Source organism: Bradyrhizobium sp. WSM471 (genome assembly GCF_000244915.1).
Lineage (GTDB): Bacteria > Pseudomonadota > Alphaproteobacteria > Rhizobiales > Xanthobacteraceae > Bradyrhizobium.
In genome coordinates this window covers 747,116-760,792 of record NZ_CM001442.1, presented here as the reverse complement: position 1 = coordinate 760,792, position 13,677 = coordinate 747,116, and the positions used below count along the sequence as shown (strand labels likewise).

The 13,677-nt window shown below is 60.1% G+C and carries 16 protein-coding genes and 1 tRNA gene; 6 read left to right on the top strand and 11 right to left on the bottom strand.

What is annotated here, in order from left to right; all coding sequences use genetic code 11:
* Nucleotides 1-569: 569 nt before the first annotated feature.
* From BRA471DRAFT_RS03600 to BRA471DRAFT_RS37820, 3 genes are all read right to left on the bottom strand, one after another.
* Entirely contained in the window at nt 570-2,495 is a 1,926-nt protein-coding gene (locus tag BRA471DRAFT_RS03600; protein ID WP_007604712.1) for a hypothetical protein, read from the bottom strand.
* A gap of 1 nt (nt 2,496) precedes the next feature.
* Nucleotides 2,497-3,132, bottom strand: a complete 636-nt coding sequence (locus tag BRA471DRAFT_RS03595) for a hypothetical protein (protein ID WP_007604711.1) — start codon at nt 3,130-3,132, stop codon at nt 2,497-2,499.
* Nucleotides 3,133-3,327: 195 nt separating this feature from the next.
* On the bottom strand, nt 3,328-3,483 hold the full coding sequence (locus BRA471DRAFT_RS37820) for a hypothetical protein (RefSeq protein WP_007604709.1): 156 nt from the start codon (nt 3,481-3,483) through the stop codon (nt 3,328-3,330).
* A gap of 319 nt (nt 3,484-3,802) precedes the next feature.
* On the opposite strand from BRA471DRAFT_RS37820, the gene BRA471DRAFT_RS03590 reads away from it, so the two are divergent.
* The 3 genes from BRA471DRAFT_RS03590 (at nt 3,803) to BRA471DRAFT_RS03585 (ending at nt 5,707) form a co-directional block, all read left to right on the top strand.
* Entirely contained in the window at nt 3,803-4,711 is a 909-nt protein-coding gene (locus tag BRA471DRAFT_RS03590) for a hypothetical protein (protein ID WP_007604706.1), read from the top strand.
* A gap of 183 nt (nt 4,712-4,894) precedes the next feature.
* Nucleotides 4,895-5,137: a hypothetical protein gene (locus BRA471DRAFT_RS37810; protein WP_157233964.1), complete on the top strand. Its 243-nt coding sequence runs from the start codon at nt 4,895-4,897 to the stop codon at nt 5,135-5,137.
* 36 nt (nt 5,138-5,173) lie between these two features.
* Nucleotides 5,174-5,707: a hypothetical protein gene (locus tag BRA471DRAFT_RS03585; protein ID WP_035973505.1), complete on the top strand. Its 534-nt coding sequence runs from the start codon at nt 5,174-5,176 to the stop codon at nt 5,705-5,707.
* Nucleotides 5,708-6,144: 437 nt separating this feature from the next.
* Here BRA471DRAFT_RS03585 and BRA471DRAFT_RS37805 read toward each other — a convergent pair whose 3' ends face one another.
* From BRA471DRAFT_RS37805 to BRA471DRAFT_RS03560, 6 genes are all read right to left on the bottom strand, one after another.
* Nucleotides 6,145-6,300, bottom strand: coding sequence for a hypothetical protein (locus tag BRA471DRAFT_RS37805; protein ID WP_157233963.1), 156 nt, complete (start codon nt 6,298-6,300; stop codon nt 6,145-6,147).
* Between the two features lie 378 nt (nt 6,301-6,678).
* Nucleotides 6,679-6,930, bottom strand: coding sequence for a hypothetical protein (locus BRA471DRAFT_RS03580; RefSeq protein WP_007604702.1), 252 nt, complete (start codon nt 6,928-6,930; stop codon nt 6,679-6,681).
* Nucleotides 6,927-7,715 (bottom strand): hypothetical protein, encoded by a 789-nt coding sequence (locus BRA471DRAFT_RS03575; RefSeq protein ID WP_007604701.1) that lies wholly within the window; start codon nt 7,713-7,715, stop codon nt 6,927-6,929. Before BRA471DRAFT_RS03575 ends, BRA471DRAFT_RS03580 begins: the two co-directional genes overlap by 4 nt.
* Nucleotides 7,716-7,721: 6 nt before the next feature.
* A complete protein-coding gene (locus tag BRA471DRAFT_RS03570) occupies nt 7,722-8,426 on the bottom strand; it encodes a hypothetical protein (protein ID WP_035973504.1) in 705 nt (234 codons plus the stop codon).
* 55 nt (nt 8,427-8,481) lie between these two features.
* Nucleotides 8,482-9,798, bottom strand: coding sequence for a hypothetical protein (locus tag BRA471DRAFT_RS03565; RefSeq protein WP_007604699.1), 1,317 nt, complete (start codon nt 9,796-9,798; stop codon nt 8,482-8,484).
* Nucleotides 9,795-10,082, bottom strand: coding sequence for a hypothetical protein (locus tag BRA471DRAFT_RS03560; RefSeq protein WP_007604698.1), 288 nt, complete (start codon nt 10,080-10,082; stop codon nt 9,795-9,797). Before BRA471DRAFT_RS03560 ends, BRA471DRAFT_RS03565 begins: the two co-directional genes overlap by 4 nt.
* A gap of 128 nt (nt 10,083-10,210) precedes the next feature.
* On the opposite strand from BRA471DRAFT_RS03560, the gene BRA471DRAFT_RS03555 reads away from it, so the two are divergent.
* Nucleotides 10,211-10,897 carry a hypothetical protein gene (locus BRA471DRAFT_RS03555; RefSeq protein WP_157233962.1) on the top strand — a complete coding sequence of 229 codons (687 nt, stop codon included), beginning with the start codon at nt 10,211-10,213 and terminating at the stop codon, nt 10,895-10,897.
* A gap of 45 nt (nt 10,898-10,942) precedes the next feature.
* Here BRA471DRAFT_RS03555 and BRA471DRAFT_RS03550 read toward each other — a convergent pair.
* Together BRA471DRAFT_RS03550 and BRA471DRAFT_RS03545 are read right to left on the bottom strand one after the other, a co-directional pair.
* Nucleotides 10,943-11,019 (bottom strand) — tRNA-Arg (locus tag BRA471DRAFT_RS03550).
* A gap of 163 nt (nt 11,020-11,182) precedes the next feature.
* Nucleotides 11,183-12,682, bottom strand: coding sequence for an ATP-binding protein (locus BRA471DRAFT_RS03545; RefSeq protein WP_007604696.1), 1,500 nt, complete (start codon nt 12,680-12,682; stop codon nt 11,183-11,185).
* 383 nt (nt 12,683-13,065) lie between these two features.
* Here BRA471DRAFT_RS03545 and rpmH point away from each other — a divergent pair, with 383 nt between their 5' ends.
* Both rpmH and rnpA read left to right on the top strand, forming a co-directional pair.
* Nucleotides 13,066-13,200 (top strand): 50S ribosomal protein L34, encoded by a 135-nt coding sequence (gene rpmH, locus BRA471DRAFT_RS03540; RefSeq protein WP_008542748.1) that lies wholly within the window; start codon nt 13,066-13,068, stop codon nt 13,198-13,200.
* 27 nt (nt 13,201-13,227) lie between these two features.
* Nucleotides 13,228-13,668 (top strand): ribonuclease P protein component, encoded by a 441-nt coding sequence (gene rnpA, locus BRA471DRAFT_RS03535; protein WP_007604695.1) that lies wholly within the window; start codon nt 13,228-13,230, stop codon nt 13,666-13,668.
* Nucleotides 13,669-13,677: the final 9 nt, after the last annotated feature.

Here is a 13,677-nt window from a genome sequence, read left to right as displayed (position 1 = left end):
TCTCGAACAGCATTGGCGGCATAAAGGCAGGCATCCCTTTCATCTCGGCTTCTCCTAATGAGCGAGATATCCACTCCCTCGAATGGATATAGACCGGACCTCACGCCGGTTTGCAATCACTTCTGAAGCGATTGGTTAATTCTTCGTTGCGGACGGTAAGAACGTTTCGGCTGAAAGCGTTGCTTCACCGGGCGGTAGGCAGAAGTAGTGCGGGGATGTCAGAAGGACGACGTCGGCGAGCGAGGAATGCAGTTTTCCGGCTGAGGATGCCGATTGGTCCGTTGGCTAAGCGGGTGCGAGGACGAATCGCAGCCGTTACAACTCGATTTCCTGCGGACTTTTCCGTTGCACATTAACCAACCAACTGCATCTACCAGCCTCTTCCATGAGTTGCCCCTTCTAGAAACGCCTAGGTAGAAGCTTCATCGGGAGGCTGTTCGCGAGGATGCCGAACCAGATCATGACGATCTTCCTTCGCACCAGTGGTATGCAAAGCAACTAAAACGTTATCGGCGCGCACCGTTGCCGATGCGCGCCGAGGGTACCTTTGCCAATTGCAGTCCGCCTGATCAGTTCAAGCGACCGCGTCTCTTAAGCTGATTGCGGTGCTCCTTCGGAGCAGTTTGAAGGCGCTCCCGCACGTTCGCGAAGTTGTAGTGACGATCGGCGACCTTCTCGGTGATTACCAACGCATCAGCCGCGACCTTATTGCCCTTCTCCCGCTTGATAGCATTGTAGACCGTCTTTCGGTCGGCATGGGGACCGTAGGTCCACACGTCGCAATAAGGTCCATCGTGATGCTCGCGCAGGATGGTTCGCGAGTCGCGGACCGTCATCTGGTGAAAGCCGATCGCGTCCATGCGCTGCTTGTTGCTGTTCACGGCGAAGAAGCTGTCAGACTCGCGCCCATTCAGAATGAAGTCGCGAGAGCCCCCCGGACGCGTGTACTCGTCCAATGCAGCATACAGACCGGCCGCGTCCTCCAATTCGACAACTGCCCATTCGTCGTCCTGGAAAAAGTCGCTATCGCGGCCATTTTTGAAGTCGTCACGGTGGTTATGGACCTCCCATTTCCCGTCAACGCGACGGACAGATCCAGTATTGTCCGGCCGCCAGGTCAGTCCGCGCTTTGTGCGCGAGCGGTGCGGCACCTGATACCCAAACTGTTGTCTGATGAACTTACGAACAGCGTAGGCCCGTGCACGCCCGCCGCCGGTTTCGTCCAGTTGTTTTCGCGCAGTCATGGTGGTGACGTGTACGAAGTCGTATGCGTCGGTGCGCAACACCGGCAGCAATTTCTTCTTAGGCCTTGAAAGAGAGCGTCCCTTCTTCTTCAACTTCTTCTCGATCTTCAGGATCAGCTCCTTATATTTGCACGCGACAGCGGCACACAATGCGTGCCAATCGCCCACCTCGTTTGGAAACCACTGCTCCAACAGAACAATTGCAGCAGGAGGCAATCGATCGAAGTAGTCATCATGCTGATCGAGATAACCGCCCGACTTCACCATGTCTTTCGCGAGGACCAGCATGTTGATGTCGTCGGGGATGTGCTTCTTGTCGGGTCGACGTTGCCGCACAAATTGCACACTGTCCCAGATCAAGAGGGGTACGACGAACAGTCCGATCGTCATGTGTTCCGGCGCGAAGCCGTCGCGGCGCACCTGCATGATGGCGCCAAATGCCTGTTCGACCTGACAAGCCACCCTCTCGCAATAACCGATAGACCAGTAGCTTCCGTCATCCGGACCTTCATAGCTGCTCTCCTCATCGTCACGATGAAAGGAAAACAGCTCGGCGACGTCATCGACGAGAAGGCGGCCCCAGTTCTTCGATTTGTGACGATACGGGCTCTGGATCAACGTAGCATGATGTTCATCGACATGCCGCGCACGCAGTTCGCGGTAGGCGGCGTAAGCGCTACGGATGAGGTCATGGATCTTCTCCGTCCCTCGTGTGAGGATATCCTCCGGCAACCTTGCCGTTACCTCGGCCTTCGTCTCTTCGTCCGTCGGCACCTCGGCGGGCCAATAGCTATTGGGAATTGTGCCCCCGCCGATGAAATTGAACCGCAGCCGCTTACGGAGCGTTCCTTCAGGAAATTTCAATCGCTTCTCGACCAATCTCATCAACCGGTACGAAACGAACCGGTCCGGCATCGCGCCTTTCACCCAATCGGCGACCGTAGCAGGCGCCGCATCGCAATCTCGGGCCAGTTGCGAGAGCGAAATACCCTGTCTTTCGCAACCGTGCAGAATTGCCTCCCCGAAATCGTCAGGGATGAAGTCGATGGCGACAAACACTTTCGCCCCACGAAGAAGGTTGCCAATCCTACTGCGAACGCTCGGATCAGCCTCAGTACGGAACGCGTGCTCGAGACCTTCAATCGCAGGCGTATCAAGGCCGCGGCCCGCCGGATCCAACTTTGCCGCGCGGCGCACGGCGTGCATGAACTGGGACCGGCTTGCCCGGCCAATATTGAAAACTTCCAACATGTTATGCTGCCTCCAACAGCTTCAGAATATTGCCCAAAGTGAGCGCTCCTGGTGCCCGCTCGGGACCCGTGCCCAAACGCTTCAGTTCATCGAAGACGAGGGCACGGCTACGATGGCGCTTATGGATGAGAGTCTTCACCCCGATCCCCGCGCCACGCGCAATCGCGCGCATGTTCGGCTTCCCGGCGATCGTCGGGATACCGAGGCCGCTCCGTTCACGATCGGCGAGATAGCGCTTCACTCGTTCGTGCATAGCGTCGGACCTTTCGAAGGTGCGCCCCTTCCCGCCTTCGTCACACACGATCAGACCGTGGCGACGGACATAGTCCATCAGAACTTCACGATGACGGCCGGCCCCGGTAGAGATCGTCCATCTCGGGATTTCGGCCTTCTGCGCAATCATGGTGACGAACGGCAGGGCAGGGTTGGCCCGCGCGGCTGGCACCTTGCCCCACTTCTCGACTTCCGCATCGAGCACTCCGGTGAGGCGCGTAAGTTCGGCGGCGATGACGGCCGCAGAAACGCGCGCGCGGTTGGGAGCCGATGATCCAGCGATCGGGGAATTGACCGCGATCGGCACGGGACGCACAGCAGCGATGGGAATGGAGAACCCAATGGACGAATAGTCGGAAGTCATGTTAGTTTAGCTCCTGTTGTCGTGAGCTCGGGTCCCAGCTCGACACTGTCCCCGGCTCCTTCACGAGCCCGTCGGAGCACGCTCCGACGGGTTTTGATTTGGCGATGACAAGAATGAGCATCTCCGCGCCTCGCCAATCGCAGAGAAGTCAGTACTCTAGGCCGCCAAGCTGCAGCCTCGTATTTCCGCCGGGCGCTAGGCAAACTTGATGGCGTTGACGTCGTTGCTCAACGGCGCAGCTTTCGGATTGGGATCGCTGACCGGCGGCTTATTAGTCAGGGAGCGCCCGTCGGAGCACATCATCATCTGGCCGTCGGCGACTTTAGGACTTGTGGATGGGAGCAAGTGCATTCGATCGCTTCCTTTCGGGTTGTTGAACAAACTGGCTTCGTAGAGACGCGAGGAAACCGTGCTCTGACCTGAACCATAAATGGACCGGACCTCGCGCCGGTTCAATAGTAGCAATGAGGACTCTTACGGGTATGGTAAATTTGGCGCGAATCGAAAGGATCAAATGCCCCGAAGGAATGACAGATTTGGCGATCCAGTTGCAGCGCTAAACTTGAAACGAGCTCGCCTGGCAGCCGGTTTCACATCAGCTGCTGCCGCAGCTTTAAGGTTTGGCTGGTCGACCGATACCCTCCGCGGTCACGAGAGCGGACGGCGCGCCATGAGTGAGAATGACGCCCAGAAGTATGCCTCGGCCTTCGCGACGGATGTGCAGGCTTTTATTTTCAGAGCCACGAGGGGCGAGACCGATAGCGAGCGGTTAGCCCGGGTCAAACTCAATCGCGCGAAGAGTGAGGATGAAACGGCTCGGGAAAGGCGACGCGAGGCGATCGCCGAGAGGCTGCGCTTTGCGCGAAGAGTGCGGGGGCTTTTCACAGTTGGCTCGGCGACGGAATACACCGGCCTAACCTATCGAATGGTTAGTACTCATGAGAACGCAATAAACGCCATGTCTGAGCGCGTGGCCGAAGCCTACTGTTTTGGCTATGGAATCAAACTCCCGTGGTTGCTTCACGGAAGTCTTCCGTCGGGTCTAGGCGATCAAGTGGATCAGATCTGGAGCAAGCGGCGAGATACAAGCGACCTCAAGGAACTAGCCGAGATTTGCCAAACCATCGCGACGCCGTTTGATCCTCCGGGAGGTGCCCTGGTCCATACAGCATTTGAACAGGCTACGGCCAAAGAAAGCGCCCCTGCGACGGCGGGCGAACGGGTCTACGACCTCAATTCGGAGAGTGCTTGGGAACTGCCGACCGGCATCTTGTCCAAAATGATCGGCTCGAAGCCAGACGACGTCGTCGTCATCGTTCTTGATCGCGACTTCGGCGTTTGGAAATCAGGCGATCGCGTGTTCGTGGATAGCTCGAAGCGAGATACAAGCCCCGGCGGGTTGTTTGCCCTCCAAGATAAAAGCTACTTCCGATCGACTATCCGAAGATTTGTGCCCGGCGAAAGTCTTGGTGGTGAAGGCGATTGGCAATTGCTCGGCAAGGTCGTGGCAACATTCTCGTGGCACAAGACCGACGATGACCTCCGGGAGCGATATCGCGACCTCATTCAGATCGACTAAGCGTCCCAAGCAGCAATATCGAATCCTGCTCGACCTCGCCGCCCTCATGCGGCTGGCCAAACAGGATCTTCGGCCGGACGCGACCAGGGCCGCGGCGGACTTCTCCGCGCTGTCGCAGCCTTCGGCGCGGATGGCGGCGGCGAGGTTGCGGGCGCGGATCGGGCTCGCGAACTCGCGGTAGGGATGACGCATCGCCAGCGTCGGGCGGCGCAGACCGGTGTAGGGCGCCACCGCATCGGCTGTCTGCGGCCCGTCGTCGGTCGCGATCTGGCGCTTGAGGAAATTGTTGAAGGTCGAGACCAGCACCCGACGCCCGGTCAGGGCGGCGTGGATCATCGCCGGGGCGAAGTAGCCCTTCGACTTGTCGACGCCCGACCAAGCGCCTATTACTATTTTGATGCTTCGGAGATAAAGATCAAGCCGTAGTGTTTTGCGTGAACTCTCGATACACATTGGATCGTTATGAACGACTTCTCCTTGGATAGGCCATCTCCTGTGCGGCGGGCCAAAACGTTTGCGGCAGACCGCCGGCATGCTGCCGTTCATGAGGCTGGGCACGTGGTCGTCGCGAGGTATCTCGGACTATCTATCGTTCACGCGGAAATTCGAAAGATCGAACCCCAAGACTACAGCGAGAAGCAGTGGGTCGGGTCGACCCAATGCCTGATGCTAGGCGCCGATCCGAGCACGTGCATCATGGTGGCCGTTGCAGGAGCCGTAGCCGAGGCCTGCTGGGGGAACGAGATTTTCGACGAGTTGTACATTACGCTGCAGGAATCTCCTGAGAAGATGTCGCAAGCTGATTGGGAGATGTCCGGCTGTTCTCCTGGCGAAGTGTCCGAGCAGTTCTGGGATGCGATGGAGCAGGTATTTGAGCTGCTCAATCGAGAAACGGGTAAGCTTTGGAATACACTCCTAACTGAAGCACGCGGCCTAATCGAGAAATCCCGGCCTGAACCTTCGATGGATCCTGAACCAATCGGCCTCGTCCGATAAGAGACATAGGTTTATCACCTGAGGCATTCGGTCCGCCGATACTCTTTGACAACACGGTCGCTGCCTTGGCTAAGCCGACGGCAATAGGCTTTACCCACGCACCAATTTGATCTCTCGCTTTTCGTGTTACCTGGTCTTTGACCAAAGCGACAGTTTCGGGGTTACGAAAAATCAGGGGCAGAATGAAACCACCCAGGCGTCGCGTTCGACCGCGCGCCACTGCCCACGCGAGCCGGATACGAGGCGCTGTATGCCCTTGTCGGCTTGAGTAATCCACCACTTGCACGGAAGTCTGTCCAAAGTGCTGCGCGAGCTCCGTGGGCACACCGTATCTTCCGAAGCCCGAGCGTGCAATCTCGCGTTAGGGTCTGCCATTGTCGTGGATGGCCCTTGCGCCGCGACAAAACGCTAGAGCGAGCGGGGAAACGATCGTTTGGTCACGATGCACGAATCTTGAAAACCGCGAGGTGGCGATCGCCAATGTCGCGGAAGAACACCAACGTGGCAGGCAATTCCGTCTTTCCGCCGTCGGGGCTGATGTGCCAGCCGCGTCCGAGCGCCATCGCTTTGTTGCGTTCGGCACTCCTGATCAAGTTGGCTTTCCTGACGGCCTTCGCTTTATTGACCGCCTTACCCTTCGTAGGCACCTTTGTCTTCCCACTGGTCAGGCCGGTCGCGTCGGCACGGCGGATGTCGGCTTTACGCCTGGGGATCCTGGAGTCGGCCGGACCCCGTTGGAAGCGGCCGGTTCGGAAGACGCCCGCGTCCGGAACCCGAGCAGGTCGGCGCGACGGCTCTCCATCCGTCCGACACGCTTTCCGGTGTTCGTCATCTTGGTCTTCTTTGTCATCGTCTTAGCCATCTCGAGCTCCTTCGTTGATAACTACATGAATCCTCGGGGCTCTGCGTATGTTGCTATTCGGCCGACCGTCTATAGACGGTCTGGCTCCGTTCAGCCGCCGCCACGCAAGCTAGTGCAGCCTGCCGGCACGCAGCTTTCTCACATCCTCTTTGATTGCCAATTCCGCGAGAATGCGAAGCATGAAGGCGGGCAACCGCGGCGACTTCGCGAGATCATCGCGACCGTTGGCGAACCCGTGGCAATAGGATTGCGACCGGTTGGCCGACGGTTCCGGGGAGTCCTCCTTCCGGCCGTCCAGATAGCCTTCTGTCATCTCCCCAACGAACATCTCCTCGAGTTCGTGGTCGTCATCCTGATTCACTTCAGCATCTCCTCGATCTTGAGCACGTCGTCGGGGGAATTCAGGACCAGCATGTGGATGCCGTGGTCAAAGTCGTCGGCGTTCGGCTGATTCCAGGGCAGATAGGGCTCGCAGATTGGGTCGATGATGTGCTCGAGGCCGACGCTGTACTCCTGGACGAGGTCCCAGCCAGCTTCATCGAAAATCAGACGGAGCCATCCCTTAAATTCGTTCTTGTGCACCGACATCTCGACGATCTGGATCTGCCACATGTACTCTAGGATGGCATCGCGGTCGGAGCAGCGTTCGAACTCAGGTTCGATATCCTGGATATCGCACGTGATCGTGAAGCCGTCACCGATGAAGGCATCGATGAGCTTGGTCGCAATCTCGCGATCGATGCGGCGCACCTCACGCGCTTCCTTCACGCGACGCACCCGCTTATCGAACTGCTCGTCGCTGTTGATCTTGCCGTTCCAATAGAGATGACTCAACCGCAAGAACTGAGCCGCGATCATCTCGAGCGCCATCGCCTCGTCTGCCACGCCATCGGTCGTCCGGATCACCGTCGCATGCAGCTGCTCGCTCCAAGACCGTTCGGCCGGACGCTTGTCGGGCGATACGGTCGAGACGTAGTGCGTGAAGGAGCCGTAGTCGTTCTGTTCGAGCCGGATCTTCCAGGCGTCTCCGTGACTGCAGGCGAGCTTCATGGCTTCGCTCGCCGAAAGTCCGCGGGCGAGCACATGGTCGTCCTGATCGATACAGTGGACCGGAATGTAGGCGGTATAGGTCTGCATGTTCTTCATCGATGTCTATCCATTCTTGGGATTGTTGGGTTCAGCTTTCCGACGACGGCGCCGTGCGAGCGCCGCTCGAAGCTCGATCCAGTCGATCGCGTCCGAAAAGGCGGAGGCGGCCTCTCGCTGTTCGATCTCGAGGAGCGCCTTCTTTTCGATGCGCGGATTGACGAAGGCGCGCAGCAGCTTGCCGACGGTGGGCGGATCCAGCGCCCGCAGGCAGCGGGCCGTGGCCTCGCTGCGACGCTCCGCCGAATCCCAGTCGGCCTCCCAAAGCGGCTCGAAATCGCCGGGCACGATACCTTCGAGCGGGCGATGCCGCCGCTGGCTGCAGAGGTCGAGAAGCCGTCGGACAGCCGTGAGGCGGATTTTCGCGACGATGCGGTCGGCCGCCGCGTCGTACCGCTCGAACTGCAAGCCGTGCGGAAAGCCCACTCGTGTCGCCAGGTGAATCGCGAAAGTTAAACAGACTGACCGCGCGACTTCCGAGCATTGCTTTTCGAAATCCAGCACCTCGTCCAAGAGATCGAGATACTCGCCGAAATCTAATTCGCCTTCGGGCTGGTGCTGAAGCGAAAAGATCTCTGCGGCGCGGATGCGCGGCTCCGCCAAGAGCGCCGCCCACTTAGGCGATGAGAACCCCGAAAATTCCGGCAGATAGACCTCCAACATGATCGGGGGCGGCGCGTACGGCTCTCGCTGATATTTCTCGCTTGGCATACCGATGTCCTCGCTTCTGCAATCTCGCGCCATGGCTTCTCCCTTTGCCAAGGCTCTAATTCTCGTTTGCGCTTGTCCCATTCCCATCAACACGCTTGCCATGGCGCGACGACTGCCTTGCCTTCTGAACGCGGGCCGAGATCTCTGGCGCTCCGCGCATGTAGATCCGGCGAGTCGTCGTCTTGGTGGCGTGAGCGCCCGAGCCCGCAAGGTCGTCGTGAGAGGCGCCGGCACCAGCGGCTTCGGTGATCCCGCCAGCCTTGCTGTCCATATTCCAGACCGACTTCGGCACCCCGGCCGCGTTGGCGTACTCACGCCAGAGTTTTCCGAAGTCCATGTGCGTGGGCCAAGGAGTGCCGTCTTTCCGTCGGGCGACAGGCATCTCGGGGTCAACGGGTCCCAACTCCTTCAGGCAGCGCGTCACCAGTTCGCATTTGTCCAAGTCATGGACGACGAATTGACCGGTTTTCGAGGTGCGGACGCGAAGGATCTTGTTGTCGGTGAGGATCATGTCCATGGTCATGCCTGACCAGACTTTGGCGCCGTGCTGTACTTCGCCCGGCTTTGCGACGTAGCTGCTTTTCGCCCTCCGCCATTTGCCGACGATGTCGATCTGGCGCAGAAAACATTCGAATTGCAGCGCCTGAACCAACGCCGAAGAAATGTCGTCGGCTTCGAGTGCCTGGTTCACGATGGAGTTCGCGTGCTCGTAGGTGAGGACCGAGTCCCGGGGAGGATTTTTTGCAAACCTCATCTTCGAAAGGCCGCTGAGAAGACGTTCGCAGTGAGCATAGAAGAGGTTGGCCTGCATTCCGTAGCCGAGCAGGATCTTGATCATCTGGATGCAGCCGTAGGCGCGCCGCACGCGCGGCTCTTCACCTTGCGAGGCTGGTTGCCGCCAATTTCGGTAGCAGGTCCTGAAGTACTTGGCGGGCAGCAGGTCGATCCGGCGAAGTCCAATCGTTTCGCGGATAATCTTCAGCCAATCTCGATACGAGCTCTGAGTGTTGTCCTGCACGTCCGCGAATCCGCTCTCAGGATCGGACTCGTAAATCAGGCATAGGCTTCCGAGGGTGCCGTTGAACTTCGGCTGAAGGCGCTCCTTATCGTCGTTGCCTTTCTCCAACCAGCGCTCGAGGCATTCTTGCTCTCGCTGACAGATCTGCTCGATGCTTTCCTTCGACGCGGGATCGGTGAGGTCGACGTGAATGCGAACAGTAGCGGGACGGTAGTCCGCGCACTCGGGTCTCTCGTCCTTCGCCCAATAGAGCTGAAGCTTTCCTCTGCGTCGGATTTGCTTAAGGCCCGGCGCACGGAGTTGCACGACTTCGCCGGCGATCCGCACTTTTGCTGTACGATTCCGTCTGGTCATGGCCCGAACATGTCCGGACCATCTTCGGGATAGTCAGCTTCGACGCTACCGATGCTTTCGCGGCGATCAAGGAACCTCAGAACAGCGGGAACGTAATAAAGATGGCAGACGGAGGCGCGCGGCGCAGGCAAGCCGTCGCGCTCGAAAGCCCTGCGGACTTCCGTCCAACGGGAGGCCTTCTCACCCAGTACGATCTCGGCGAGCAAACTGTCGTCCGCATACAGCGGAGTCGGGATGATCATCCCGTTTTGCCCGATCGCCCGATAGACCAAGTTTTTTGCCATGCCCTCTCCGTTCAGTGCCCCAAATATGGCACTAAATTTTTAGTTGGGCAATAGGTCCACAAAAGCTATGGTTAACGACAATGATTCGAGGGTGCCCTGTGGTTTCATCGAGAAAGCTGGCCGACGTCGTGGCCGACGCCATTGGGATCTCTCGCGAGAGCGCTCAACTTCATCTGAAAATGATCAGGCTTGAGGGACTGATCTCGTTCAAAGGCTACGGACGCGGCGCCGCCGACATGAGCGAATTGGACGGTGCTCGCCTCGTGCTCGCAGCTGCTGCGAGCACGTTTGCCAAGGATTCGGCTGAGGCCCTGAGGCGTTTCGCGAACCTCGCGCCGGTTGGCACCAAAAAGAGCCGGATCACGCTGGAGGGCTTCCTCGCCGATCGCATCAAAGAGTTGCCGATGGACGTTGAGCCGGAACGGCGCTTCGAAGGTGGCTTTCGCTCGTTTGGCTCCAGACGCCTCGCGCGCACGGCACTTCAATTGTACGAGCCGCTGGGAGAGGGCACCGAGAAACTACCGCGCTATGCCGTGGTCAGGTGGCTCGAAGGGAGAGGACACAGCAAAAGGAAGATCTTCGGCCCGGTCGACATGGCGTTCCACAAGGGCAGATCAAAGTCTGCGGAAGCCATTCGAAGTGAGGACTCGGACGATACAGATACCGGAGCCGCGGAGCTGCACGATGTGCTGGCTCAATATGCGACCCACCAGCTCTTTCAGATAAGGGTGATAAGAAGAGAGGCCCTGATCGAAATCGCGGCTGCGATTAAGGGCGTCGAGAGTTACGGTAACGCTTACGGTAACGCTCGGTAACGAGCCCGACCGGCTCCGGAAAACCGCTGCGAAATCAAAGCCGAATGGCGCGCCCGGAACGATTCGAACGTCCGACCCTCAGATTCGTAGTCTGATGCTCTATCCAGCTGAGCTACGGGCGCGTTTTTCGCTGACAGTGCGGGCATGGCCCGCAGGCAGCCCCCGGCTACGCCGGAGGGGTGCGAAAGAGCGCTTTGACTAACCGCTCTTGCCCCAATTGGCAAGGTCCGGATTGGGGAGATTTTGCTGGGACATGACGGTTTCCGCACTCGGCCGCTGGCCGACCTACGCCCGCGCCCGCTCGTTGCGGACGGAGAGCAGTTCCACGGGGCGGTCGGGGATGACGATCCGGAAGGTGGCACCGATGGTGCCTTCGACCAGATGGATGTCGCCGCCATGGGCGCGGACCAGCTCGGCGGCGATGGCAAGGCCGAGTCCGCTGCCGCCGGGACGGCCGGAGGTCTGGAACGCCTCGAACAGATGTTCGCGGGTCCTCTGCGGCACGCCAGGGCCGGTATCGGAGACCTCGATGATGGCGACCGCGCCCTCGCGTTTTCCCGTGATCCGGATCTGCTGCGCGCCGCCCTCGGCGGACGCATGGCTTTCCAGCGCCTGGGCGGCGTTGCGGACGAGGTTGAGCAGCACGCGGAAGAGCTGGTCGGGATCGGCGTCGACCGCGAGCCCGCGCTCGATCGCGGCGACCCAGGCGATCGAGGCGTCGGAGGCAAGGCCAGCGGTCTCGCGCACCTCCAGCACCACCGGCTCGATCATGATCATGCGCCGGTCGGGCGCGGCTTCCTGGGCGCGGCCGTAAGACAAGGTCGACTGGCAGAAGGCGATGGCGCGCTCGAGCGAACGGACGAGTTTTGGCGCAAAGCGCTGCACCCGCGGATCCGGCACGCTGGCGAGCTGGTCGGACAGGAGTTGCGCCGAGGCCAGCAGGTTGCGCAGATCGTGATTGATCTTGGAGACGGCGAGGCCGAGGGCGGCGAGCCGGCTCTTCTGATGCAGCATCGACATCAGGTCGCGCTGCATGTCCGACAATTCGCGCTCGGCAACTCCGATCTCGTCGCTGCGCTGGCTCGGCACAATGATCCCCGCCGAACTCTCGGGATTTTCGTGGAAGCCGACCAGGCTCGCGGTCAGCCGCCGCATCGGGCGCACGAAGAGATAATGCATCGCGAGATAGACGAGGCCCGCGGTCAGCACCGCGATGATCAGCGCGACCACCACGACGTTGCGGGAGAAGCGGTACATCGACTGCCGCAGCGGCAGCTCGTCGGTGACGATCTCCATGAACTGGGCGTTGCCGACGCCCGGCCCGACGATCCGGATGGCCTGGTTGCCGGTCTCCAGCATCATCCGGAACGAGCCGGTGATCGCCTCCCACGCCGTCATGTCGCGCAGGTCGATGTCGTGCTCGATGGCCGCCGGCAGATTGTCGCTGGCGAGCAGACGGCGCTGCTGGCCCATCTTGATGGCGACGGCGCGCGCATTGATGCTTTTCAGGATCTCGCGCGACAGCGAATCGGGAACCATGCCGAGCGGCGCCGCATCGAGCACCAGCGCCGCCGTGTTGGCCGCGGCGACGCGGTCGTTGAGCCGGTTGACCCAGAAGTTGGCGATGGCCGGTACGTAGAGCAGGATGGCCGCGATCATCACCAGGGGAACGGTGAGCAGCAGCAGCTTGCCGGACAGCCCAAGCCCGCGCGTCCCGCGCGGCAGCGCCGCCGGCGGGTCCCGCTGATCCCCATCCTGGATCGGCTGGAGGTCTGTCGCTGCCACGAAATTCGCCCTCGCTGCCTTTGCCGGATGAAAGATGTCGCCGGGTGAAGGGTGTTGGCGCGTATGAAGATGCGGCCCGCCCCCAGCGCGGTCAAATTACAGATCGTCAATCTGCCAAGGTCGGATGTAAGCGCAGATCTGGCGAGTCGCTACCTCAAGGGTTAAAAACCCCGCACAAACAGCGATATTCGCCGGAATTGAGCTCTTGTGCGGCGTTGACGAAAAGAAGGCGCTCGCTTATAAGCCGGCCAATTGTCCGCGATGACCCGGTGTGACGCCGGGAGCGGCTCTCTTGGGGCCGAAAAAGGCCCGTTTTGGGCAGCATCTTCCGGACTTTATCATCAATTCTACAGGCAAATTGCCCGGTCAGCGGAGAAAAACCCGTGAAGCGGACTTATCAACCCAGCAAACTGGTGCGCAAGCGCCGTCACGGCTTCCGTGCCCGTCTCGCCACGGCCGGCGGCCGAAAGGTGCTCGCCGCCCGCCGCGCCCGCGGCCGCAAGCGTCTGAGCGCCTGAGCCGGACCCCCTTTTTGGGATTTCATCATGGATCGGCTGAGGCAGCGAGCGGATTTCCTCGCCGTTGCCAATGGCGCGCGGGTGAATAGTCCCGCGTTCGTCCTGCAAAGCCTCGACCGCCAAAGCCTTGACCGAGACGACAGCGGCCCGATCCGGATCGGCTTCACCGTCACCAAAAAGAACGGCAACGCCCCCCAGCGCAATCGCATCCGGCGCCGGCTTCGCGAACTGGTGAAGCGGCTCGATCCGGTGTCAATGCAGCCCCATCATGATTATGTGCTGGTCGGCCGAAGGGACGCGCTCTCGCGCGACTTCGCCGCCATGCTCGACGATCTGCGCATGGCGTTCGCGAAGCCCGCGCGGCATACGCACAAGGGACGCGGCCCAAGAAGCAGCCCAAAAACCGACTCAAGAACCGACGGCTTAAAGCCCGGCCCCGCTCCTGCGACCAGCCGCAAACCGGATTGATGACGAGAG